24 protein-coding genes and 1 riboswitch are annotated in these 25,150 nt (G+C 39.2%); of the genes, 10 read left to right on the forward strand and 14 right to left on the reverse strand.

All coding sequences use genetic code 11. The annotated features are described in order from the left end of the window. Positions 1–247: 247 nt before the first annotated feature. Positions 248–1,594, forward strand: a complete 1,347-nt coding sequence (gene murD / locus AAV97_RS08640) for a UDP-N-acetylmuramoyl-L-alanine--D-glutamate ligase (RefSeq protein WP_005034438.1) — start codon at positions 248–250, stop codon at positions 1,592–1,594. Between the two features lie 23 nt (positions 1,595–1,617). Beyond that, positions 1,618–2,814 carry a putative lipid II flippase FtsW gene (gene ftsW, locus AAV97_RS08645; RefSeq protein WP_004825531.1) on the forward strand — a complete coding sequence of 399 codons (1,197 nt, stop codon included), beginning with the start codon at positions 1,618–1,620 and terminating at the stop codon, positions 2,812–2,814. Between the two features lie 107 nt (positions 2,815–2,921). On the opposite strand, the gene gluQRS is transcribed toward ftsW, so the two are convergent. From gluQRS to AAV97_RS08680, 7 genes are all read right to left on the reverse strand, one after another. Then, positions 2,922–3,839, reverse strand: a complete 918-nt coding sequence (gluQRS, locus tag AAV97_RS08650; RefSeq protein WP_046760353.1) for a tRNA glutamyl-Q(34) synthetase GluQRS — start codon at positions 3,837–3,839, stop codon at positions 2,922–2,924. 5 nt (positions 3,840–3,844) lie between these two features. After that, positions 3,845–4,372, reverse strand: a complete 528-nt coding sequence (gene dksA, locus AAV97_RS08655; protein ID WP_004825526.1) for an RNA polymerase-binding protein DksA — start codon at positions 4,370–4,372, stop codon at positions 3,845–3,847. A gap of 208 nt (positions 4,373–4,580) precedes the next feature. Continuing rightward, positions 4,581–5,390 (reverse strand): 3',5'-cyclic-AMP phosphodiesterase, encoded by an 810-nt coding sequence (gene cpdA / locus AAV97_RS08660; RefSeq protein ID WP_004825524.1) that lies wholly within the window; start codon positions 5,388–5,390, stop codon positions 4,581–4,583. 9 nt (positions 5,391–5,399) lie between these two features. Beyond that, positions 5,400–6,020 (reverse strand): NUDIX domain-containing protein, encoded by a 621-nt coding sequence (locus tag AAV97_RS08665; RefSeq protein ID WP_046760354.1) that lies wholly within the window; start codon positions 6,018–6,020, stop codon positions 5,400–5,402. A 74-nt stretch (positions 6,021–6,094) separates the two neighbouring features. Next, on the reverse strand, positions 6,095–7,990 hold the full coding sequence (gene thiC, locus AAV97_RS08670; protein ID WP_004825518.1) for a phosphomethylpyrimidine synthase ThiC: 1,896 nt from the start codon (positions 7,988–7,990) through the stop codon (positions 6,095–6,097). Between the two features lie 136 nt (positions 7,991–8,126). Then, a riboswitch (TPP riboswitch) is annotated at positions 8,127–8,260 on the reverse strand. A gap of 53 nt (positions 8,261–8,313) precedes the next feature. Then, a complete protein-coding gene (locus tag AAV97_RS08675) occupies positions 8,314–9,369 on the reverse strand; it encodes a hypothetical protein (RefSeq protein ID WP_046760355.1) in 1,056 nt (351 codons plus the stop codon). A 66-nt stretch (positions 9,370–9,435) separates the two neighbouring features. Beyond that, complete coding sequence (locus tag AAV97_RS08680; protein ID WP_228136529.1) at positions 9,436–10,446, reverse strand: hypothetical protein; 1,011 nt, start codon at positions 10,444–10,446, stop codon at positions 9,436–9,438. Positions 10,447–10,902: 456 nt separating this feature from the next. On the opposite strand from AAV97_RS08680, the gene phoU reads away from it, so the two are divergent. After that, positions 10,903–11,625: a phosphate signaling complex protein PhoU gene (phoU, locus tag AAV97_RS08685; RefSeq protein ID WP_009584000.1), complete on the forward strand. Its 723-nt coding sequence runs from the start codon at positions 10,903–10,905 to the stop codon at positions 11,623–11,625. A gap of 93 nt (positions 11,626–11,718) precedes the next feature. Here the strand turns inward: phoU and AAV97_RS08690 are convergent, their stop codons facing one another. After that, a complete protein-coding gene (locus AAV97_RS08690; RefSeq protein WP_046760357.1) occupies positions 11,719–12,996 on the reverse strand; it encodes an O-acetylhomoserine aminocarboxypropyltransferase/cysteine synthase family protein in 1,278 nt (425 codons plus the stop codon). Between the two features lie 236 nt (positions 12,997–13,232). Here AAV97_RS08690 and AAV97_RS08695 point away from each other — a divergent pair, with 236 nt between their 5' ends. After that, on the forward strand, positions 13,233–14,810 hold the full coding sequence (locus tag AAV97_RS08695; RefSeq protein WP_046760358.1) for an esterase-like activity of phytase family protein: 1,578 nt from the start codon (positions 13,233–13,235) through the stop codon (positions 14,808–14,810). Positions 14,811–15,399: 589 nt separating this feature from the next. Further along, on the forward strand, positions 15,400–17,061 hold the full coding sequence (ettA, locus tag AAV97_RS08700; RefSeq protein WP_004825504.1) for an energy-dependent translational throttle protein EttA: 1,662 nt from the start codon (positions 15,400–15,402) through the stop codon (positions 17,059–17,061). Between the two features lie 42 nt (positions 17,062–17,103). Here the strand turns inward: ettA and AAV97_RS08705 are convergent, their stop codons facing one another. Both AAV97_RS08705 and hisF read right to left on the reverse strand, forming a co-directional pair. Beyond that, on the reverse strand, positions 17,104–17,463 hold the full coding sequence (locus AAV97_RS08705) for a tetratricopeptide repeat protein (RefSeq protein WP_004825502.1): 360 nt from the start codon (positions 17,461–17,463) through the stop codon (positions 17,104–17,106). Positions 17,464–18,030: 567 nt separating this feature from the next. Beyond that, a complete protein-coding gene (gene hisF / locus AAV97_RS08710; RefSeq protein ID WP_004825500.1) occupies positions 18,031–18,789 on the reverse strand; it encodes an imidazole glycerol phosphate synthase subunit HisF in 759 nt (252 codons plus the stop codon). A gap of 114 nt (positions 18,790–18,903) precedes the next feature. On the opposite strand from hisF, the gene AAV97_RS08715 reads away from it, so the two are divergent. From AAV97_RS08715 to AAV97_RS08725, 3 genes are read left to right on the forward strand one after another with little or no spacing between them, the layout of a single operon-like run. Further along, on the forward strand, positions 18,904–19,854 hold the full coding sequence (locus AAV97_RS08715; RefSeq protein ID WP_046760359.1) for a homoserine kinase: 951 nt from the start codon (positions 18,904–18,906) through the stop codon (positions 19,852–19,854). Positions 19,855–19,873: 19 nt separating this feature from the next. Next, entirely contained in the window at positions 19,874–20,509 is a 636-nt protein-coding gene (locus tag AAV97_RS08720) for a DUF1294 domain-containing protein (RefSeq protein ID WP_042089138.1), read from the forward strand. Positions 20,510–20,543: 34 nt separating this feature from the next. Then, entirely contained in the window at positions 20,544–20,936 is a 393-nt protein-coding gene (locus tag AAV97_RS08725; RefSeq protein ID WP_035299960.1) for a DUF4870 family protein, read from the forward strand. A gap of 65 nt (positions 20,937–21,001) precedes the next feature. Here AAV97_RS08725 and AAV97_RS08730 read toward each other — a convergent pair whose 3' ends face one another. Continuing rightward, entirely contained in the window at positions 21,002–21,922 is a 921-nt protein-coding gene (locus tag AAV97_RS08730; protein WP_046760360.1) for a DMT family transporter, read from the reverse strand. Positions 21,923–22,078: 156 nt separating this feature from the next. On the opposite strand from AAV97_RS08730, the gene AAV97_RS08735 reads away from it, so the two are divergent. After that, positions 22,079–22,372 (forward strand): antibiotic biosynthesis monooxygenase family protein, encoded by a 294-nt coding sequence (locus AAV97_RS08735; RefSeq protein WP_004825489.1) that lies wholly within the window; start codon positions 22,079–22,081, stop codon positions 22,370–22,372. A 67-nt stretch (positions 22,373–22,439) separates the two neighbouring features. Here AAV97_RS08735 and hisA read toward each other — a convergent pair whose 3' ends face one another. Further along, on the reverse strand, positions 22,440–23,171 hold the full coding sequence (gene hisA / locus AAV97_RS08740; protein ID WP_005034409.1) for a 1-(5-phosphoribosyl)-5-[(5-phosphoribosylamino)methylideneamino]imidazole-4-carboxamide isomerase: 732 nt from the start codon (positions 23,169–23,171) through the stop codon (positions 22,440–22,442). Between the two features lie 75 nt (positions 23,172–23,246). Then, entirely contained in the window at positions 23,247–23,909 is a 663-nt protein-coding gene (locus AAV97_RS08745; RefSeq protein WP_042089136.1) for a 3'-5' exonuclease, read from the reverse strand. Between the two features lie 167 nt (positions 23,910–24,076). Between AAV97_RS08745 and AAV97_RS08750 the strand changes: the two genes are divergently transcribed. Next, positions 24,077–24,478 carry a transcriptional regulator gene (locus AAV97_RS08750; protein ID WP_004825483.1) on the forward strand — a complete coding sequence of 134 codons (402 nt, stop codon included), beginning with the start codon at positions 24,077–24,079 and terminating at the stop codon, positions 24,476–24,478. Here AAV97_RS08750 and AAV97_RS08755 read toward each other — a convergent pair. Next, the gene (locus AAV97_RS08755) at positions 24,475–25,008 is read right to left on the reverse strand and encodes a DUF805 domain-containing protein (RefSeq protein ID WP_046760361.1); all 534 of its coding nucleotides are present in this window, start codon (positions 25,006–25,008) and stop codon (positions 24,475–24,477) included. The two genes, AAV97_RS08750 and AAV97_RS08755, sit on opposite strands and share 4 nt — an antisense overlap. Positions 25,009–25,150: the final 142 nt, after the last annotated feature.

Here is a 25,150-nt window from a genome sequence, read left to right on the forward strand (position 1 = left end):
ACATTGAGAATAGATACCAATCAGCCGACTGTTGTACTCAACATTCGGCTGCGTGGTATCTATCATATGATCGCAGGTTATCATCGAAGAAATTTAAAAAAGCCATCGCAATAAATCAGAATAATATGACGATATTTTTACGCACTGACACAAAAAAAACTTCAGAAACTGCAAACATAAAAAGCTTTCAAATCGCCAAAGTGCTAACATTTTGCAAGTTTTAAAATCTTAATGCTGGTGGGAAAAAATGTTGATACAACGTGGTGGTTTAAAAGTTGTGGCTGGGCTTGGAATTTCAGGCGTTTCAGCTGTAAATTTTCTGCATGAAAATGGCTACCGTGTTGCAGTCACTGATTCACGTCAACTCCCACCAGGACACGATCAAATTCCAGCAACAGTGCAAACCAGTTTTGGTAAATTGGACCAAGATTTGCTGTTGCAAGCGGAAGAAATTGTCATTAGCCCGGGATTGGATATTAAACTGCCAGAGATTCAAGCGGCGATCGCTAAAGGGATTCCAGTCGTTAGCGAGATTCAGATTTTGCGTCGTGCAACAGATAAACCAATTGTTGCGATTACTGGCTCAAATGCCAAGAGTACAGTAACGACCTTGATCGGTTTAATGGCGCAGGATGCAGGTGTTAAAGTTGCTGTTGGAGGCAATCTTGGACGCCCAGCCTTGGATCTAACGCGTGATGATCCTGATGTCTATATTCTTGAACTGTCGAGCTTCCAGCTTGAAACCACTTCAAATTTAAATGCTGAAGTTGCTGTGGTGTTAAATATGAGTGAAGACCATTTGGATCGTCATGGTGATATGGCGGGTTATCATGCGGCGAAACATCGTATTTTCCAAGGTGTGAAAAAAGTGGTGTTTAACCGTGATGACTCACTCACTCGTCCGTTGGTTCCAGATGTAACCCCAATGCAAAGCTTTGGTCTCAATGCACCTGATTTAAAACAATACGGTATTCTCAGAGAAGACAATGGTACGATCTGGTTAGCGCGTGGTCGTGAACGATTGCTGAAAAGTTCGGAGATGTACATCCAAGGTACGCATAATGTTGCGAATGCTTTGGCATGTTTGGCTTTAGGTGAAGCGATTGGTCTACCGATAGACAAGATGTTGGAAACACTAAAGACCTTCAAAGGTTTAGAGCATCGTTGTGAATTCGTTAAAGAAGTGGCGGGTGTTCGCTATTATAATGATTCTAAAGGGACCAATATTGGAGCAACTTTGGCTGCTTTAGATGGTTTAGGTGCTGCAATTGAAGCGCAAGGTGGCAAAGTGGCAATTATTCTAGGTGGTCAAGGCAAAGGGCAAGATTTTACTGCTTTACGCCAGTCCTTAGAAAAATATGCCAAACTGGCGGTACTGATCGGTGAAGATCGACCTGTGATCGAAAAAGCAATTCAAGGCACAACTGAGCTATTGCATGCTGAAACGCTACAGGAAGCTGTGGCGCTGTGTCAGCAACATACGCAAGCACAGGATGTGGTGTTATTATCACCAGCATGTGCAAGTTTTGATATGTTTACAGGTTATCCGCAACGCGGTCATCGCTTTGTTGAATATGTAAATGCGCTAAACTAAAAGAATCATAAGGAAAATAAAGTATGGCTGGGTTAGCTCAGACGACAATAAGTAAACTTCATCAAGCGTATGAACGTTGGATGCCAAAATTGCCCGCAGAAATTACCCCCCGTAATGTATTGCTGTTTTGTGTCATCTCACTATTGTGTATCGGTACCGTGATGGTTGCTTCAGCGTCAATGCCGTATGCGGAGCGGATGCATGAAAACGAATTCCATTATGTCATTCGTCATGCGATTTCAATTGTGGTGGCTTTTCTAGCCGCTGTAGTGACCTATCGGATTTCGCTGAATCTGTGGTTTAAAAATACCTTTCCTTTGTGGTTGATCACTATTCTACTGTTACTTGCAGTTTTAGTGGTGGGAACAGAGGTAAACGGTTCTACACGTTGGATTCGTGTTGGCGGCTTCACCTTACAGGCGACAGAAGTTGCCAAGGTGATGATGGCAATTTTTACTGCTGATTATGTGGTTCGTCGTGCTGAAGAGGTTCGAAACAATATTAAAGGCTTGGTTCGACTCGGTGTCGTAATGTTACTGACGGTAGGGTTAATTATTGCAGAGCCTGATCTCGGGGCAACAGTGGTGATTGCTGTATCGATGTTAGGGGTGTTTTTCCTTGCTGGCGCGCCGATGATTCAGTTTGGTTTCGCTTTTGGTGCCATTCTGGTTGCGTTTGTTTCCTTGATTGTATTCGAACCTTACCGTTATGAGCGTTTGATGTCATTCTCTAACCCATGGGCTGACCCTTTAGGTTCGGGTTATCAATTGTCCAATGCCTTGATGGCATTTGGGCGAGGTGAGTGGTTTGGAGTCGGTTTAGGACACAGTATTCAAAAGATGTCTTATTTACCTGAGGCGCATACAGACTTTATGTTGGCGATCTTGGGTGAAGAGTTTGGTTTCTTTGGGATTGCGACGGTGTTGTTACTTTCATTTGTGATGCTGATTTGTTGTATTCGGATTGGTCAGCGCGCTTTAAATCATCAGTATTTACGTGCCGGCTATTTGGCTTACGGAATTAGTATTATTTTCTTACTGCAAATTCTGGTCAATGCAGGCATGAATATGGGCATGTTGCCGACCAAAGGTTTGACCCTTCCATTTATTAGTTATGGTGGTTCATCTTTGATTATGTGCGCAGTCATGATCAGTTTGATTTTAAAAATTGATGCAACAACCAAAGAAGCCAACCCAGCAAGGGAAGAATCGAGTTTCTAGAATTTTCCTTAGCTTGAATACTTCAAAAGCCATTTGTGATCAAATGGCTTTTTTGTGAGATGTGCTGTGAACTTATAGCATTTTTATTGTTGATATAAGCACTGTAATTATTGATAAATGCCGATTAAATGGATACCTTGGGGGATACGTGAAATATCCCATTGTTGCACAGCTTGAGCCAACATATGTGCAGGCTGATCTAAGTCTACAGGTGCCTGACCCAATGCGAGAATTGCCTGTGAAAGTAGGGGCGCTGCATTTTCAATATTTAGTGCATGAGCAAGATTTTGCTTTGAGAGCTTTTGACCTTGTTCATTCATGGCGAGCGGAAGGTGCATATACTCAATTGCTGGATAGCCAAGAAGTTGCCCTAGCCATATTTGACGTTCAGTATTATCCAATAAGTCTGAACCACGTACGATATGGTTAATTCCTTGTAAATAGTCATCTACAACGACTGCCAATTGATAGTTGATGATGCCGTCACGGCGCTTAAGGACAAAGTCACCAAGATCATGTTGTAAGTTAGAGCAATGTAGCCCTTGCAAACGATCATGGAAGCAAATGTTTTGATCTGTGACTTTTACACGAATGGCTTGATCTTTAAACTCAAGCTGTTTATCTCGACATGTGCCTGTATAGATATGGTTTGAACCTAGAATCTTTCGAGTACACGCACAAGCATATACCCAATTGTGTTGTTTGAGCTGGTCGATAACAGATTCATAAATTGCAATGCGTTGTCTTTGATAAATGATTTCAACATCAGATTCAAATCCAAAAGCATCTAAACATTGTAAGATGTGTTGTTCGCTATCGGGATAGATGCGAGGAATATCCGTATCTTCTATACGGACGATCCATTGCCCTGCATGTGCTTTTGCATCGCAATAACTGGCAACAGCAGTAATTAATGAACCGAAGTGTAGAGGACCTGTGGGCGAAGGTGCAAATCGTCCTTTATATTGGTCATGCTTCCCCCCTTCCTTAACATCAGGAAGGGTCGGGGAGGAATGTGCAGACACAGTGTTTAACCGTTGTTTTGCTTCTCTTTGATCTCTGCAAGTGTTTTACAGTCGATACATAAAGTTGCAGTAGGACGTGCTTCTAAACGACGTAAACCGATTTCGATACCACAAGTTTCACAGAAACCATAGTCATCATTTTTAATGGCTTCGATAGACTGTTCGATTTTGCGAATCAATTTACGTTCACGATCACGAGTACGTAATTCAATTGCAAACTCTTCTTCCTGTGTTGCACGATCGTTTACATCAGGTAAAGAAGAAGATTCGTCTTGCATCGTGTTTAAAGTGCGATCCACTTCCGACATTAACTCTGCCTTCCAAGCCAGCAAAATTTGACGGAAATGTTCGAGCTGCCCCTCAGACATATATTCTTCATTTTTCTTTGGCTGATAAGGCTCGATACCGAATAGACTTGCTGTAGTACCGTTTTCATTGGTCTTTGGCTTGGCTTTGCGTACACGTTTTGCAGACTTGTCATCCGTCAATGCTGTTTGCTCATCCAAGACTTGATTTTGGTTGTCATTCGCCATAAAGGGCATTCCTCATCATATACGTACTATCTATACGCAAAAAATATGGTGATATGCAAGTATTTTTATCACTACCAACAGAATGAATCTATCGGGGGCGTCATCATATAGATTTTTTTACAAAGATGAAAGTCATCTCGCCCTGACTTCGACTTTCTGCATATCTTGTTGGACGAATAACTTAATGGAAAAAAAACAAAATGAAAAGCTAGTAACCTGAAATTTCTTCATTAATTGTAACATTGAAGTGGTCAAGTCGATGTACAAAGGTCTCAAACTCACCATTGGCTTTTAAATGTAAGCAACGGTAACCAGGTGCAATTGGGTCAAATGAAAACTCTTGGCTAAGCGGTTTAAATTGGACACAGGTGGCTGGTGTAGAAATAAACTGTATGCCATTCCACTCGTTATAAGACTCTTGATGTACATGCCCATGTAATAATAGCTTGATATTGTTAAATGGTTCGAGCACTGCTTTTAATTCATCGGCATTTTTTAATTTGTGTTGATCTAGCCATTTTGAGTGCATTTCAAAAGGATTGTGATGACAGGCAACAATCACAAACTTGTCTCGAAGTTGCTCTAAGCGTTGTTTTAGGCGAACCAATTGTTCAGGTTGAATCTTTCCATCTGTACGCCCACTCACTGTACTGTTAAGCAGAATAATGCACCATTGATCAAGCTCAATCACTGTGGGTTCTGGTTCAGGTACATGAAAGGGGAAAAAGCTCAGATTGTCATGATTTCCTGGGATATGATAAAAATCAATGCCAAAGCCCCGCATATAATTTAAATAGCGTGCATAGGTTTCTGGATAAGCTGCTTGGGCCAAATCACCAGTATGTAGAATCAAATCAGCATTTGGAAAGCGCTGCTGAACATCTTCCATAACGGCATGAAAGCTTTCCTCAGGGTTGATCCCGACAAACTTTGCATCAGGCTTATCCATTAAGTGTGTATCTGTGATCTGTATGATCACTTTATCTTTATCGGTTTGCTGCAATATCTTTGATTGCATGTCTTTCCCCTAGACATTTTCAAGTGTACGCAAGTGCTGTTGTAGCCATTGTAAAGCCATTATCACTGGTGCATTTTTTAAACGATTACTTTGTAATAATATACTAAGATCTGCATAGTCGATGATATGAAGTTGAATATTTTCACCTTCATCGGGCATTCCAAAAATACCGCCTTCGGCAGGCAACTCCGCTTGAGCAGTATAAAGATGAAAAATTTCATCACATGCGCCAGCCGATGGATAGAAACTAAAAAGAGCTTCAATATGTTCAAGCTCACAGCCAGATTCTTCAAGACTTTCTCTTCGAATACAGGTTTCTGGAGATTCATCACCATCCAATACCCCTGCAATAATTTCTAATTGCCAAGGTGAAATCGGGTCATCAATTGCACCAACGCGAAATTGTTCAATCAGTGCGAATTTTTGTTGTTGATCATTATAAATCAAAACACCCGCGGCTTCTTTGCGACGAACTAACTCACGTTGGATGTTTGATGTATATTCGGTTTGGTTAAATAATCGGTGCTGCAAGCTGACTTTTTCGACTTGAACAAAGCCCTGAAAAGCATATTCTCGAGATTGAATTTTTACATCGTTATGGGTGTAAGTTGCTTGCTGAATGATGTTCATGTGTGTAGTTAGGATGAAACATATTCACTTCATCCTAACTGAGAAATAGGCAAAGACAAAAGTTTTTTTTAACTTTACACTTTGTGGTACAACTTTTGTCCTTGCTCATGATAGACAGATTTCATGGTTTTTAGACCATCCTCTATCACCGTTTGGCTTGAAGTCGCTTGCTCAGCATGTTGCTGATTTTGTGCGTAGTCACGAACATTTTGGGTGATTTTCATCGAACAAAACTTCGGTCCGCACATGGAGCAGAAATGCGCTGATTTATGTGCTTCTTTCGGCATGGTTTCATCATGCATAGAGCGAGCGGTATCAGGGTCCAAACTCAGATTGAATTGATCCTCCCAGCGGAATTCAAAACGTGCTTTAGAGAGCGCATTGTCGCGTACCTGTGCGCCTGGATGACCTTTAGCTAAATCTGCTGCATGTGCGGCGATTTTGTACGTGATGATGCCGTCTTTGACATCTTTTTTGTTGGGTAATCCCAAATGCTCTTTTGGTGTGACATAACACAGCATTGCTGTACCATACCAACCAATCATTGCCGCGCCTATCGCAGAGGTAATGTGGTCATAACCAGGTGCAATATCCGTTGTCAGTGGTCCAAGTGTATAGAAAGGTGCTTCCTGACAAACTTCAAGTTGCAAGTCCATATTTTCTTTGACCATATGCATTGGAACATGCCCTGGACCTTCAATCATCACTTGAACATCATGTTGCCATGCACGATGGGTGAGTTCACCCAAGGTGCGTAATTCTGAAAATTGTGCTTCATCATTGGCATCTTGGATACAGCCTGGACGTAAACCATCACCTAGACTGAACGAGACATCATAAGCTTTCATGATTTCACAGATTTCATCGAAATGCGTATAAAGGAAATTTTCTTCATGATGCGCCAAACACCATTGCGCCATAATTGAGCCACCACGTGACACAATCCCCGTCAAACGATTTGCGGTTAATGGAACATAGCGCAATAACACACCTGCATGAATAGTAAAGTAGTCCACGCCTTGTTCAGCTTGTTCGATCAAGGTGTCTTTAAAGATTTCCCATGTCAGGTCTTCTGCAACCCCATCGACTTTCTCAAGTGCTTGATAAATCGGAACAGTACCGATTGGCACAGGAGAGTTGCGAATAATCCATTCACGTGTTTCATGAATATTTTTACCCGTCGACAGATCCATAATGGTATCTGCGCCCCAACGCGTTGCCCATGTCATTTTTGCAACTTCTTCATCAATCGATGAACCCAGTGCAGAGTTACCAATATTGGCATTGATCTTAACCAAGAAATTACGTCCGATAATCATCGGTTCACATTCTGGATGGTTAATATTTGCAGGAATGATGGCGCGACCTTCAGCGACTTCTTTGCGCACAAATTCGGGTGTGATTTCCATCAGATTATGTGCACCAAAATTTTGTCCTGCATGTTGACGCATATCGACGCCTTCACGTTGACGTTGATTTTCACGAATCGCAATATATTCCATTTCAGGGGTGATGATTCCTTGCTTGGCATAATGCATTTGGCTGACATTATGTCCTGCTTTGGCGCGACGAGGCTTTTGAATATGTGCAAAACGGATTTCAGCTGTACGAATATCTTTGAGGCGCTCTTGTCCGAACTTAGACGTTAGGGTATTTAAGCGTTCAGTGTCGTTACGTTCAGCAATCCATGTTTCACGAACATTGGGCAAACCTTGATTGAGGTCGATCTTGACATTCGGGTCGGTATAAACCCCTGATGTGTCATAAACCATCACTGGTGGATTTTTTTCCCCACCTAAACCTGTAGGGGTATCGGTGAGTTCAATTTCACGCATCGGAACCTGAATGTCAGGGCGTGAACCTTGAATATAGACTTTTTTAGATGCGGGTAAAATTCGAGTGAGATCTTTGGCTTCTTGCTCATGTTGAGCCAATTGATCAGCAGGGGATAGATTCGTTAATTGGTTCATTACAATGATCCTTATGAATGACATCAACGAATCAAGCACGACCAAAAACGGTGGCAAATTTAGTCTATTTGATGCAACACAATGACCAAGAGCATGATGCTGTATTTCTAAAAAAATAGATAAACTTTGGGCTGTCAGTTTTTAGATGCTTGATTCCTACGCAGGTCTTAACCTGATCAGGTTCAACGGTACTTTAGTTTAAGTTTTGGCAAGGAGATGCAATACTGACTAAATCTCAGCGAGGAATTACTCGCGCTCCGTCAAGCGATGTTTAAATATTAGCATGTTCTCATCGGGAATGTGATGACATACTCCTATCAAATTTAATTATTTTTTTGAGCAAGAATTTCTTCAACCTGCTTCCTTATTTTTTGTTCAAATGCTGTACGTTGCTCTTGAATGTTTTGTTGTTCAGGGGTTTCATCTTGAGTATTTTCTCTAGATGGCTTTGGCATTTGTTGCCAAAGCGTTTCACTCTTATTGATCAAATTTAGGAAGCTTTGTGCAGTCTGACGGCTTGCCGTTTGGCTTTTGGCAACTTTCTCAATGGCTTTCATGGCTTCTTCATCTGCAATTTTGTCATCATCAAACCATAGGGTACGGGTATTGTCATCGCCTTGAAAAAGAGCACGACGATATTGTTCAATGTTTTCTGAAACTTGAGGTTTATAATGGTTTTTAGGGTAGTCTTTATTGAATTTTTCCCAAAATAATAAGCGGTTGGCGACTTCATCAAAACTAATTGCCAATCCAGCATCCAGTATATAGTTTGCTCCTGTATACTCTTTACGGATTTTTTTAAAATAAACTTGATCTGATTTTTCTAAAGAGGGTGCAAAAATATCGAGATCATATTGTGGATTTCGGGTAAACGTATATTCACCTTCACCCACATAAAATTTTTCTAAATATAAGTCTTTTGCATGATCTACCAAGTATTTCTCACTCGGTTTTAACTTTTTATATAGTTCTTGTTTTTGCTTTGCTGTCATAGACTGACCTTCTGCAAGAGAATCAGTCAAATATTGGAATACTTGAGGTGAAGCATCCATCACAAGTTTCTGATAAATGTCTTCAGATTTTGCTTGCCATTGATAACGAGTTTTTAAGGGTACAGTTGATAAACAGTTTCTAAACCATTGATTGAGATCATGCAAATCCTCAGCAACCACTGTTTTTTCTAACTTTTGAATACTTGAATCGATTTGGCTACAATCTTGAGCAGGTCCTTTAGGACGAGAGGCTTCAGTGGCATCAATCTCAGATGTAGATGTTTTAACGGCTTCAGTTTTTTGATTATTTTCATGTTTTTGACAAGCACTGAGCAAGGTAAAAATAAAAATAGCAGCAAATGGAACACTTTTTTGTAGAAAGTTCATGGTATGACAATTGTTGTGAGTTTTTTGAATAGTGAAAGGATAATAAAAATTGAGCTGAAAAGAAATCTATGTATTAGAACAAATTGCATCACTAAAGCAGTCTTTTTTGACATGTTTAAAATCAATTGGACTTAAATTTAAATATTGATTGAGTTGAGAAAGTGCCAATAATTGAGGGCGATTTTCTAATTTTAAGCGTTCTTTTTCACTGATTTGAATTTTTTGTTGGCGTTGTTCAGGCGTCATTTGTACGAATTGTATAAATTTCTTGGCTTGGACTGAAAGCTCCCCTTCATTTGTTTTAGACAAATGTTCGATGACCAACCAACTTGAGACATCTATATCATTTTGATTTTCAAAATTCATCGAAATGGGCGAGCCTTCTGTACCTAAAAATAACAAGCTGCTGTAAGCATTTTTTAAAAAGCGCGCGTCATGTAGAAAAATGGTATTTGGATACGTCACAAGATATTCTTGCCAAAATTTAGCGCGCTTGGCAATTTCATCAGGCTCAAGGTTCAATTTATTATTTTTGAAAAGCGGTTGCGCATTTTGCTCTGCCAGATTTTCGATAAATACTTGTTCAGGTGCTTGCAGATAAGGTGCAAAAACTTTTGCCAAATACTGAGGGCTTCGGCGATAGTTGATTGCATCCTCAGTCTGGTTTGTTAACTCAATATAAGCCTGTCCTTTATGGCGCAATAAATATTGATCGCGCAAATTGAGTTGTTCAAATTTATTCTGCTGAATGGTGGGATATGCTGCCTGATCTAACACATAGTTTTCAAATGCTTGCTGTTGTTCTGATGTTCGATCTATTTGTAGAAATTGTTGGTACATCTTTTTGGATTGATGCATGAGTTCCATTTGTTCTGTAGATTTTAACAAAGGTAAGCACATGCGAATGTCTTGATTCACCTGTTCAATCGCTAAAGTTGTTCTTTGCGGATTAATTGCCAACATTTCATTTTTTAGATTTTGACAAATTTGCGTCAGATCAGGAACAGGATTTTCTGTTTTTGGTGCTTCCTTTGACTCTTGTACGATATCCGTTGTTGGTTTTTGACACGCGACCACTACCAAGCCACTCAAAACTACGAGTATGCTCGAAATGAGATAATGAATAGGGTTGCGAGGAAATTTCATTAGACCGATATAACAAGGAAGCTCAATGTGGTACTTTGCTATTGTCGCTGAATCAAAGCTAAATAAATGAAATATTTTGTAGTTTTGTGATAATGAAACGTTACGATTTTAACGGAAATGGCAAATTTTTTCATGGCTATGCAGCGTTCATTTATTGAATAATTTGCCTAAAAATAAGCCTGCGGTTTATCTTAAATTAAATGTCAGTATATATAAATTATATAAAGTGAGTGCTATGATTTGAGCTAAATCTTGAAGATGAAAAATCAACATTGCTTCAATGAAAGTTCATCTAAAAGAAAAATACTTGTCATAAAATGTTCATCATTGCTATGGTTTAATATTAAGTCTAAAAAGTCGCATTTGTTGCCTGTGGAGTATCAAACTTTGAGCCCAAGTAATCCTGTATTAAACCATCACATTTCTTCACAATTCAATGAAGATCTACAGGATGTAAATACCAAATTTATGACCATGGGGGGTTTAGTAGAGCAACAAGTGGCAAATGCGGTGCATGCTTTGTTAGATACCAATGCCAATATGGCAATAGATGTGCAGTTTCAAGACAATACCGTCAACCGTTATGAACGTGAAATCGATGAAGCACTGACTTTGATTTTGGCACGTCGTCATCCCGCGGCAATTGATTTGCGCATGGTGATTGCGATGAGTAAGGCAAACACGGATTTAGAACGGATTGGTGATGAAGCCGCAAAAATCGCCCGTATTGCACAGACATTGTGCGAAGAAGGTGAGTCACCTCGTGGCTATATGGAAACACGCCATATTGGCAATCAAGTTCGTGTCATGATTCATGATGCTTTGGATGCTTTTGCCCGTGTCGATGCTGAACAAGCATTAAAAGTTTTGTTGGCAGATGCAGATATTGACCGTGAGTATCAGTCGGCAACACGTACACTCATGACGTATATGATTGAAGATCCTCGACATATTAGTCGTGTTATTAATGTGATGTGGGTATTGCGCTCATTGGAACGTATTGGTGATCATGCACGTAATATTTCAGAACAAGTCATTTATATGGCGAAAGGTTTTGATGTGCGTCATACCAACATTGAAGAAATTGAACAAAAAGTTCAAGGAAAATAATTTAACGTAGCCTAAAGACTTAAACAAAAAGACCTGAATTATTCAGGTCTTTTTGTTGGGGCATCGGTTTTGAAAAAACATCAACTCAACGAATTAAACTTGTGCCAAGGCTTGCTCTAAATCTGCAATCAAATCATCAATATGTTCAATGCCTACAGATAAGCGAACCATATCAATACTGACCCCAGCCGCTTTTAATTCTTCTTCATTGAGTTGGCGATGAGTCGTGGTTGCTGGATGACATGCCAAGCTTTTGGCATCACCAATGTTGACTAAACGAGTAAAGAGTTGTAGGGCATCAATAAAACGAGTTCCACCTTCACGACCATCTTGTACTCCAAAAGATAAGATGGCAGATGGTTTACCTTTGACATATTTTTGAGCTAAGGCATGTTGTGGATGGTCTTTTAAACCGGCATAGTTGACCCATTGCACTTTAGGATGTGCTTGCAAGTATTCTGCAACTTTTTGTGCATTCTCGGTATGACGTTCCATACGTAAACTGAGCGTTTCTAAGCCCTGTAAAATAAGGAATACACTGAGTGGGCTAATCGCAGCACCAGTGTTACGTAAAGGCACAACACGCGCTCGCGCTATATATGCGGCTTCACCTAAGGCTTCTACATAATTCACACCATGATAACTTGGATCAGGTGTATTTAAGACTTTAAAACGTTCAGGATATTTACCCCAAGGGAATTTCCCACTGTCTACAATGGCGCCGCCAATGGAGTTGCCATGACCACCAATGTATTTCGTCAAAGAATGTACGACAATATCAGCACCATGTTCAAAAGGCTTGAGCAAGGCAGGGGTAGCAACAGTATTATCAACAATGACAGGAACGCCGTATTCGTGCGCGATTTTGGCAATCGCCTCAAGATCGATAATATTGCCCAATGGGTTGCCGATTGATTCAACAAAGACCAGTTTGGTTTTTTCATCAATCAGGTTGCGCAGTGCTTCAGGATTTTGGTAATCAAAAAAACGTACTTCAATGCCTTGTTTCGGCAAAGTATGCGCAAATAAATTGTATGTTCCACCATATAGCGTCGATACAGATGCAATATTATCGCTAGCTTCGGCAATGGTTTGAATCGAATAGGTGATTGCTGACATGCCCGAAGCCAATGCTAAAGCACCGATTCCACCTTCAAGTGCAGCCAGACGTTGTTCAAGCACAGCTGTGGTTGGATTCATGATACGGGTATAAATATTGCCTTGAACTTTGAGATCAAATAGATCTGCACCATGCTGGGTATTATCAAAGGCATAGGATGTCGTTTGATAAATTGGAACAGCAACGGCTTTAGTTGTTGCTTCTGGTTCATAGCCTGCGTGAATGGCAAGTGTTTCGTCTTTATAAGTCATATTCCGTCAACTTTTTATTAAAATTCAATAGAGTGTAACAAATAAATATATGAAGTAAACAAGGGTTTCTATATTTTAAAATCATAAAAAAAGATAAAGACAAAGTCTTAGCGATGTGCCGTTTACACAGAATTGAATATGTAAATACCGAATATCGCTTAGTTGAGTCACTGTCATGTTGATGTCACTTGCCGAAATTAGTATTGGAATTTCCATTAAATCAGGCACTAAGTACAATGAATAAAGCACAGATAAGTAAACTGACAATTCGTAAAACCACTTTAACTTTAGTTTTATGTAGTTTATTCGGCTTAACAGCATGTTCAGATGATGATAATAAAGACTCAACCAACAGCAAAACACTTACTCAAAGTATAAGTTTAGCCTTTGGCGATGAGGCTTGTGTGATGGGAGGAACACGTGTTCAAAGCGGGGTAGATAGGAATGGAAATAGTAAACTGGAAGCCAGTGAAGTCACAAAAAATGAGGACAGTTGTAAACCGAATTTATTTGCTCAAGGCGTCGCATTACCATTTACTGTACTCGCACGACATGATGCAAATGGCACGACCATTGATAGTAGCTTTGATATTCGTCAAGGTGGTTTTGGTTCTGATGCCACTGCTCACCCGACAAATAAAAAGCAATTCTATGCTTTGACAGATCGAGGACCGAATGCTGACTTTACTGACAAGCTGTATGGTGCAGGTAAAGTGTTTGCGATTCCCAATTATGTTCCCAAAATTGGTTTGTTTGAAATTCAGGACAATGGCACCGTCAAACTAATCAAAACCATTAATTTGAAAGACCGTAATGGTAAAGATATTTCAGGTTTACCCAATACCTCAGCTTTTGGGGGGACGGGAGAAACCCCTTATGATGTGAATGGTAAAGTGATTACTGTAGATCCAACCAAACCGTTTGATGCAGTGAATAATCCCATCAAATTGGATGATTATGGCTTAGATAGTGAAGGGCTAGTTGCACTTCAAGATGGCACGTTTTGGGTCAGTGATGAATATGGTCCACATATTGTACATTTTGATGCCAATGGCAAGGAAATCGGGCGAATTAATCCATTCAAGGCAGATCAACGTAATCAATGGACGCTACCTAATGAATTTAGTTATCGCCGTGCCAATCGAGGAATGGAAGGGCTCACCATTACACCAGATCAAAAAACTTTGGTGGGCATTATGCAGTCGACCATGAGTTTGCCGAATAAAAGTGTCAATAAATCAACATTGACTCGTATAGTGACCATTAACCTTGAGACAGGTAAGGTTGCACAATATCTCTATCAGCAAGAACTTCCTGAGAACTCCAACTCCGGGATTATTGCATTAAGTGCAACACAATTTTTAGTGCTGGAACGGGACGGTCTTTTTTATAAAGACACCACAAAGGTAATTAAAAATGTTTATCGTATTGATTTAACTCAAGCCACCAATTTAGAAGATATTAAAGATCAAAAGGATTTCAAACAGGATGACAAGATCGGTTTAACGATCGCGGGTAAAACACTGGAAGAATTCCAGTTGGAAAAAGGCTGGGATGGTTTAAAAGCATTGAATATTGTTCCAGCACCCAAAACATTGGTACTCGATATGGGCAAAGCGGTGAAATATCCACATGACAAAATAGAAGGCATATGGTTGATTAATAACACCACCTTAGGTGTATTAAACGATGATGATTTAGGATTGTGGAGTAATGCAAAAGGAATGGAGCAAAAATATCTGGATACAGCGCGAACAAGAGTCGATATCAATACCTTATACATCATGGATAAATTGAATTTGAAAGGGCAATAAGTACTTTGAAAGAGCCGTCAAATTGGCGGCTCTTTCAATCTTATGTGTTGAATAACAGCAAGCATTAAAATAAAAAACGATACTCATACCTTGGTGCAATGTATAGCCACCAGTTTTAGTCCTGTGCAAGCCTTAATTTGGTTGTCATCCAACCAACACATCCAGACTGCATCTACAGTTTATATCGCAATATCAAGCGAACTTTGATTTCATATCTCGATTGAATAAAACTCTAGGTCGAACTCTTTTGAAGAACGAATCTGAAAAAGCGTGTTTGAAAATATCTCCATCTAATTGGACAAATCTGAACAAAAATAGATAAATTCAGCGTATAATTAACAGCATTTATTTAAGGATTTGTCCGTATTTCATCTGTGGGTTGCCTTGTAAGTTAAAACAAACAATGAATGCTGTGAAACGAAGAAAACCGTAAACATGTTTTTGAGTTTTATCGCGCAGACTGAGTGAATTTGAGTTGCAAGTGGATATAAACAAAACCATGTTTTTGTTTATCAAGTCGCTACAGATGACATTCGAGTAAAGCCTATTCGCATTTTGCGAATTTTTATTCATTATAGAGGAGTCCTACGTGGCCCAATATATTTACACGATGAACCGTGTGTCGAAGATGGTTCCGCCTAAACGCGAAATCTTAAAAGACATCTCTTTATCATTTTTCCCAGGTGCCAAAATTGGTGTGCTTGGTTTAAACGGTGCTGGTAAATCTACTTTGCTCCGTATTATGGCTGGCGTAGATAAAGATTTCTCAGGTGAAGCTCGTGCACAACCAGGTATTAAAATCGGTTATCTAGAGCAAGAACCACCATTAGATCCAAATAAAGATGTCCGTGGTAATGTTGAAGATGGTTTACGTGAGCCATTGGATGCCTTGGCACGCTTAGATGAAGTTTTTGCTGAATACGCAGCAGAAGATGCTGATTTTGACGCACTTGCAAAAGAGCAAGAGAAATTAGAAGCAATCATTCATTCTTGGGATGCTCATAACCTGACCAATCAAATGGATCAGGCAGCCGCTGCATTAAATCTTCCTGCTTGGGATGCAGATGTAACTTTGCTTTCAGGTGGTGAGCGTCGTCGTGTTGCACTATGCCGTTTATTGCTGTCTAAGCCAGATATGTTATTGCTGGACGAACCGACGAACCACTTGGATGCAGAGTCTGTATCTTGGTTAGAGCGTTTCTTGAAAGACTTTGCAGGTACAATCGTGGCGATTACCCATGACCGTTATTTCTTGGATAACGTGGCAGAGTGGATTCTTGAGCTTGACCGTGGGCATGGTATTCCATACCAAGGTAACTATTCGTCTTGGTTAGAGCAAAAAAATGCCCGTTTAGAGCAAGAACAAAAGCAAGAAGAATCTTTTGCTAAAGCATTGAAAAAAGAACTTGAATGGGTTCGTTCAAATGCCAAAGGTCAACAAAAGAAAAATAAAGCACGTATGGAGCGTTTTGAAGAGCTTAACTCGCGTGAGTTCCAACAACGTAATGAAACTTCAGAGATTTATATTCCACCTGGTCCACGTCTAGGGAATAAAGTGGTTGAAGTTGAAGGCATCAGTAAATCTTTTGATGGTCGTTTATTGTACGAAAATCTAACCTTTACTGTGCCACCTACAGCGATTGTGGGTATTGTGGGTCCAAACGGGGCAGGTAAAACCACCTTATTCCGTATGATGACAGGTGAGCAGCAACCTGATACAGGTACTGTGACACTGGGTGAGTCTGTTAAAGTCGCCTATGTTGGTCAGATTCGTGACACCTTAGACAACAATAAAACAGTTTGGGAAGAAGTTTCTGGCGGTTTAGATATCTTAAGAATCGGTGAATACGAGATTGCTTCTCGTGCCTATATCGGTCGCTTTAACTTTAAAGGTCAAGATCAGCAAAAACGTGTTGGAGAGTTATCTGGTGGTGAACGTAACCGTTTACAACTTGCTAAGATTCTTCAAATGGGCGCAAACGTGATCTTACTGGATGAGCCATCAAACGATTTGGATATCGAGACTTTACGTGCGCTAGAAGATGCGATTTTAGTCTTCCCAGGTACAGTGATGGTGGTATCGCATGACCGTTGGTTCCTCGACCGTATTGCAACGCATATCTTGTCATTTGAAAATGAACAGCCGGAGTTCTACGAAGGTAACTATGCTGAATACGAAGCGTATCGCTTGGCTCGCTTAGGTGATGCAGCTGTGCAGAAGCGTACTAAATACAAAAAAATTGGTGGCTAAACACTGATTTTACTGTAAAAAACCAGCTTTCGAGCTGGTTTTTTATTGCAGGTAAGCATGGTGAAGTTGATTTTGCGCTTCGATATGCCCTTGATTGGCTGCAAGTAACAACCATTTTCTGGCTTTATATTGATCAGGAGACAGTCCCAGTTGACCCTGTAGATAAATCATTCCGAGTTTATATTGTGCTTTACTATAACCTTTCAATGCGGCATGTAAAAAATACCAAATCGCATTACGCTGATAGGTATAAACACGCTCATGACGATGTAAATCATAATGCACACTATAGTGATTATTCAGGGCGAGATGTTCATAACTGGTTGCACGATGATAAATATGCATGGACTCAGACATCCCAAATAAGACATGCCGATGTGTATAATCGTATGAATAAGTCATGAGCTGATTAATCCTCCTTATTTATTTTTATTAACTCCATCATCAACTACAAAATTTAAGGCTTATTTCAATCAAGATTAAATGAAATAAAAAGAATATGAAATACCTTAGGTTCATGATTTTTTTTCATAGTAAAAATACTGGAAAAATATAGGAGTTTCAGTAAATAGGGTTAATTCCCTGATTTATATTGAAGGATGGGCTTATTTTAAGACGCTGATATTAAAAATGGAAATGTGACTGTTTTCATTTATTTTATCATTACTGTGTGAATTCTGTATTTAAAAATCATGACAAATAAATTGTAAAATTTTATTTGAAAATAAATATTATTAATTGATTTCTTTATGTTGTTTTAATTTAGACTTAATAAAGGTGATATAAAACCATGAATAATTCATCACTTTAGAATGCTTTCATTTTCTTATTCAATAGAGCATTCGAAATAAAATAAGCGCTCAATACAACCTTCTCCCAGTGGAAGAAGGCGTTTTCAGCATGATGCAGTATGTTGATTGAAGTATGAGATTATTTATATAGTTTTTAATCTAGATAAAACGTTATTCATCAAAGACGCATTTCAATCCCTTGTTCTGCGAGATATTGTTTTGCTTCAGGAATCGTATATTGACCAAAATGGAAGATTGAAGCTGCCAATACCGCATCTGCTCCACCTTTTAAAATACCATCTGCTAGGTGTTGTAAATTACCTACGCCACCAGAAGCAATCGTTGGAATGGTGACACGATCATTGATTTGGCGCATGAGACCAATGTCATAACCGGCTTTGGTTCCATCAGCATCCATAGACGTAACCAATAGTTCACCTGCACCGTATTCCGCCATTTTTACTGCCCATTCAATGGCATCAATCCCTGTAGGTTTACGTCCACCATGAGTGAAAATTTCCCACTTATTTTCTGCAGTTTTTTTGGCATCAATCGCAACGACAATGCATTGTGCGCCAAAGCGCTGAGACGCTTCTTGTACAAACTCAGGGTTAAACACGGCAGCGGAGTTAATACTGACTTTATCAGCGCCTGCATTTAACAATAGGCGAATATCTTCAACTTTACGTACACCGCCACCGACAGTTAAAGGGACAAATACACTTTCCGCCATACGTTCTACAGTGCGATAAGTCGTATCACGACCATTGGAGGTTGCAGTGATGTCTAAAAAAGTAATTTCATCGGCACCTTGTTCATTATATCGTCGAGCTACTTCTACAGGATCACCTGCGTCACGAATATCAAGAAATTGAACACCTTTCACCACACGACCATTATCTACGTCTAGGCAAGGAATAATACGTTTAGCGAGCATAATTTTTTCCAAAAAATAACAGTCGATGATGAAACTTCGTGACTTAGCTATAGCACCACAATAGCCGAAGCGGTTATTCTATCAAACTTATGTAAGTTTTTTCGCAGGTTTTCTATGTCGGTTTATACCACTTTGAGTTTACAAGAAGTTCAGGTCTTTGCAGCACCTTATGGATTAGAGGTGGTTGAGCTGAACCCAATTCAAGGCGGTATTCAAAATACCAACTATTTTATCATTTGTCGTGATGGAACACAGTTTGTTTTAACCTTATTTGAAAATATGGATGCGCAAGCGGCAGGTGAGTTAATTCCTGTGTTAGAGCATTTAGGCGAATATGGGCTGGCTGTCCCTGTACCTCTCAAATATGAAGGTCAATCTATTCATACGTTGAAGGATAAACCTGCGCAGATTGCACCACGTATGATCGGCAAACATCCTATGCCATCAAGCATTGCTCAAGTTGAACAGATTGCGATGGCTCAGGCAAAGATGCATATCGCATTAAAAGATTTTCCACTACAGCGCAAAATCGCCCGCGATCATGACTATTGGTACAATGTGGCGAAACAAATCAAACCGACTTTAAGTCCAGCCGATAAAGCGCTACTTGATAATCTCTTGGGATTGTATCAAGCATTAACACAGATGTATCCAAATAGACCTAAAGGTTGGATTCATTCTGACTTGTTTCGCGACAATACGCTGTTTGAAGGAGACAACCTCAAAGGAATCCTTGATTTTTATGAAATGAATCAAGATGAATTGTTATTTGATATTGCCATTACATTAAATGATTTTTGTACCGAATATCCTGAAGTTATTTTAAATGAAGCCAAGGCAATAGCATTTTTAAATGCTTATAGTTCAGTTCGTCCACTGACCGAAGATGAAAAGGCATGTCTAGAATTATATTTGGCAATGGCGGCAGGACGCTTTTGGATGATGCGTTTGCAGATTGCACAAATCAATGCTGAATCAGCTCGAACAGGGGATGATATCTTGCAGAAAAATCCACAAGAAATGCGTAATATGTTGATTGAAAGATTGAAATTTGTAACAGCTTAATAAATGTGTGGGATAAAAAATGCGTGATCAAGGTCGGTTAGTTGAGTGGTTTGATGACAAAGGCTATGGCTTTATTCAACCCAATGATGGACTAAAAGAGCGTGTATTCCTGCATATCAAAGACTTTGCACAAAAAGGTCCACGTCCGATAGTGGGCTGTGCACTTGAATATGTGGTGCAGTTAGATGGACAAGGACGTTATAAAGCCAAGCAAGTGACTTATTTGAAAGCAACTCAAACTGTTCATGCCAAAACAAATCGAACCAGTCAGAATACACTGAATGCCCAAAAAGCCTCCTCATTACAGCCGATGCAAATCATATGTATCGTTTATATAGTGGCTTTGGCAATCTTAAGTATAAGTGGTTTATTAAATGGTATGATTCTGCTTTTTGTCAGTATTATCAATGTCATGACTTATTGGTTCTATGCGCAGGACAAAGAAGCTGCACAAATCAATCAGCGTCGGGTGCCTGAAAATACCTTACATATTTTAGCCTTTTTAGGCGGCTGGCCTGCTGCATGGTTGGCACAACAACGCTTACGACATAAAACACAAAAACAACCTTTTCGAAAGATCTATTTCTGTACCATAGTCTTTAATATTTTATTGATTTTATGGTTAATTTCACCTTTAAATGTATTCCACATTTAGTGTGAATTCGCCAAGTTTTAAAAAAGGGCTTGCGATGAGTAATTATGTCGATTCAAACAATAGTAAATCTCTCACCTTAATCTTATACATTCTTTACATTATTGCGATTTTCTCCGCTGGAATTCTAGCAATTGTTGCATTGATTATTAATTACGTAAAATTAGATTCTGTTCGAGGTACGATTTTTGAAAGCCATTTTAAGTGGCAAATCAGAACATTTTGGTGGTACTTGATCTGGACCATCGTTGCATTTATTCCATTTCTTTTTCTCTTTTTCACTATGGATAATGTCAACGCATTTGCAGGTGTAGCACTCAGCGCTACAGTGTTTTGTGGTGTGACTTTATTTCTTTCTTGGATATGGATTGTTTATCGAGCGATTCGAGGGATTATCGTTTTGAATGATGATCAAGCTTTACCGCTATAAACCTGACTAAAAATTGAAAGAATGACTGAAGTAAAAAACAGCGTTTACCTTGAAACGCTGTTTTTTTATATGGTGTGAGTACTTTTTTGATGTTGTTTTCTGTTTAAAAATCGAGGTCTCCATTCGCTGAGGATAATGCCCAAAACCACAAGTAATCCACCAAAAAGTGCAACTAGGGGAAGGCGTTCACCTGCAATTCTGCCAAATAATGCTGCCCATACAGGTTCGCCAGCATAGATCACTGCTGCTTGAGATGGATCAACTGAACGTTGTGCCCAGTTCATGGTCAGTTGCAATATAGAACTGGTCAATCCTAATCCTACAGCCAGTATAAGCAGTTCCCACGAAAAGGCGGGGATATGATGTTCTCCAACAAAGGGCATTGATGCAAAAGATAACACTGAGGCGAAAGCCAACTGAATTACAGTCACTCGCTGAATGTTCACTTTCCCGGCAAAGTAACCAATCAAAATAATTTCCATTGCAATCGCAAAAGAACCGAGTAGGGTTACAATTTGCCCTGTATTGAGATTGATTTGGTTGAAGCCATTGCCTGTTAAGAAAATTAACCCGATAAATGCTAGCAAAACACCTAACCATGTCATCACGTGAGGTCTTTTACGAAAAATCAGCCAAATTAAGATGGGTACCAAAGGGACATATAACGCCGTTAAAAATGCAGACTCACTACTACTGATGGTTTGCATTCCTACGGTTTGTGAGCCATAACCTCCAGCAATCATGCTGCCAATCAGTGCCCCAGCAATAATTTCTTTTAGATGAATGCCTCTGAGATATTTATATGACAATAATCCGACAGCGATGGTTGCCGCTGCAAATCGGCAACCTACGAAGAACATTGGAGAACTATAATTCAAGGCATGATGCACAACGACAAAAGTACCTCCCCAAATCATAGTCATGATGATCAGGGCAATCTGAGGTATTTTCGATTTTAAAAATAAAGCAAAGGGAGAGGATGACATAAAGAACAAGAGGGCAAAAGAAAGCATCGCTATTTTACGCGAAAGCACAGAATTATGCTGATGTTAAGTTTGGTAATAAATGAGAGGCGATCATTAAATTGTCACCTGAAAGCGTTATACTTTAACTATTAAAATATGCATAAAGAGAAATAAGCCATGGTCATTGAACAAGCTTTATTTCATATTATTGAGGGTCAGCAATCGGCTTTCGAAAAGAAATTTTATGAATTATCCGACATTTTTAGAAATGCACAAGGGTGTGAAAAATTTAAATTGATTCGTGGAATAGAGAATAATCAACAATATATTCTACAAATTCACTGGACTGATTTAAAAGCACACACAGATGTTTTTATGAAAACAGAAGAATTTAAACATTGGTTTAAGGCTTTAAAACCCTTTCTGGCACAAAAAATAGAAATGCAGCATTTTGAGAATACATTAGTCTAGATTTTTGTTGTGATTGAAAGAATAAAAAAGAGAACCTTACGGTTCTCTTTCTACAAATTAACTGAAGTTAGAATGCTTGGTCATCCAACAATAATTGAGCTTCACGTAGATTGAGCGTGCCTTCATAGATTGCTCGTCCAGTAATTGCACCTAAAATACCTGGTTGACCTTTTAAGTTGCGTACATCATCTAAGTTAGTAACACCACCTGATGCGATGACAGGAAGACCTGAATATTGTGCAAGATTAACAGTCTGCTCAACATTGACACCTTGCATCATGCCATCACGTGCGATGTCTGTATAAACAATGCTTGATACACCTGCATCAGCAAAACGTTTTGCAAGATCAGTCGCTTTTACATCAGTCACATTTGCCCAGCCATCTGTAGCAACCATACCGTTCATTGCATCAATACCGACGATGATATGACCTGCAAATTTTTGACATGCTTCTTCGACAAACTCAGGGTTTTGAACGGCTTTGGTTCCAATGATCACAAAAGACACACCAGCATCTAGGTAATGCTCAATCGTCTCTAAAGAGCGGATACCACCACCAATTTGAATCGGTAGTTCAGGTTGCGCTTTGGCAATTGCTTCAACCACAGGTTTATGGATTGGTGTACCAGCGAAAGCACCATTTAAATCAACCAGATGTAAACGGCGTGCACCTTCATTTACCCAATGTTGTGCCGTTGCAACTGGATCATCAGAAAATACAGTATCGTCTTCCATACGACCTTGTTTTAAACGTACACATTTACCATCTTTCAGGTCTATTGCAGGGATGATCAGCATGCTTTCGCTCCTTGCCTATTCTCATAGAAATTCATTGGCGTTCATCTTAGCAAAAACTTGATCAATTTCTAAGTGTCAGTTGGGGCTTTTATTTTCATTGATCCCCAATTCAGTCGTGATTTTGATGATATCAACTGGGATTAAATTTAAATCGAGAAGTGCCTTAAAAATAAGAACTGGCGCATAAGCGTCTGCTGCGGCGTACTGAATTTGAGGAATGGTCAGATTCTTTTTCGCCCAGTTCGAGGTGCTTATTGATTTACTTTTAGGAAAATGAACCTGAAATAGGAGCGCCATCGCATTTTTAATGCCTAATGGACTGGTCATTCCGAAGCTTGAGAAAAGTTTGGAAAGCTCAATCACACGATGTAGTTCTACCCCTTTTTTACGAAATAAATGTAAGTCATTTTTTAGACCAAAGCCCACTTTGAGTTGATTTGTGTTTTCTAAAAAGGGTTTTAAAAAGTTTAGAATTTCAGGCGAAACCTGAAATAAATAAGCTTTCTCCGCAGTGGCAAGTTGAATCAAATGAGGTCCTGTCTGAACTTCACCTTTTGTAAAAGTTGGCTTTGACTCTGTATCAAAGCCGAGTAAAGTCGCTTTTGCTAATTCTTCTGAAATTTCATGACACTGTTCCAGCGTATTAATCACCACAATTTTATTTAAAGGCAAATTTTCAAAACGTGGAAAGCTTAGAATTTGTTCCTTGCTTGGGAGTTGTTGGCTTTGATCATTCACAAATTTTAGCTCTCAGTTTTCAGGGGTAGCTGAAATTTCATAAATTACTTGCTTTGTCGACTAAAATTGAGCAGGTAAGGCATAAAAAAATTTAACGATATTGTGTTATAACAAACTTTGAATAAAAGATGATAGTTTTGTGAGATGAAATTACAGGAATCAAGCAGATGGTAGAAAAAGAGGATGATCTTTTTATCGAAGGTGCAAAACGTTTAAAGCAATTGATTCAAGATAAAAATATAAAGGCCAGTGATATTGTCAATGTGCTGGAAACTTCAAAAGGTACAATGAGTAAATGGCTACATAATTCTACACCTTCAAGCGCACAAAGTTTAATTGAATTGGCACGTTTAGTGGGTATGACTGAACGTTGGAATATGGAAGCTAAACAGCAAGACAAAACGGAACTTGTGAGTAAGGCATATGCTGAATCTGAACTGGATTTAAGCCATGCCACCATGGAGCAGTTAATCAATGAGATTAAAGATCGTTATGCCGCTTTAAACTTAAAAGCAGAGATTAAAATCAATGTTGAACCGTTAGAAGGTGGCTTTGTTACCAAAGATTAACGTGATGGTTGCATCACGTGATGAGATCCTTCAAATTCGATTTGCGGATCAGTTTTCGGTGGGGGAGAAATCGCCAAAATATAGATGAGCACGATGGTTAAGATGGGGGTGCAAATGATTGAGATCATTGCAACGGTTTTTTCCCAAATAGGTGTTAATCTACTGCTACCGTATTGATTATCATGAAAAGAGCCAGGTGTGACAAAGATTAAAAACAAAAAAAGCACCTGTACAATCGGGATCAAAATCAACACACTCCACCAACCAGAACGATTAAGATCATGCAGTCTACGAATGATGAGTATAAAAAATGTATAGATACATGAGATGTGTAAGGTCGCCCATAAAAACAAAGCCAAAGGTTCAATTTGCTTAAAATCTTCGTCGGTATTCAACATCTGTAATGAGATATAAAGATTTAGGGAGCATAAAATAAGGGTGAGAATGGTTAACCATGCAATGAGTGATAAACGCCCAAAACGTCCATTGGGATGAAGTAGTGCATCATTGATGAGCGTGATGTTTTTCATCTATAAGCCATTGAATCAATAAGTGTTAAAGTTTTATTTTTAAATTTGAGTGATTTAAAAAAAGAAACGTAAAGTTTATTGCTCACAACAAGTCTTGGAATCATCATAGTTTAATATGGTGAATCCAAGATGATAACTATTA

This window comes from Acinetobacter sp. Ag2 (assembly GCF_001005515.1).
Taxonomy (GTDB): Bacteria; Pseudomonadota; Gammaproteobacteria; order Pseudomonadales; family Moraxellaceae; genus Acinetobacter; species Acinetobacter bereziniae.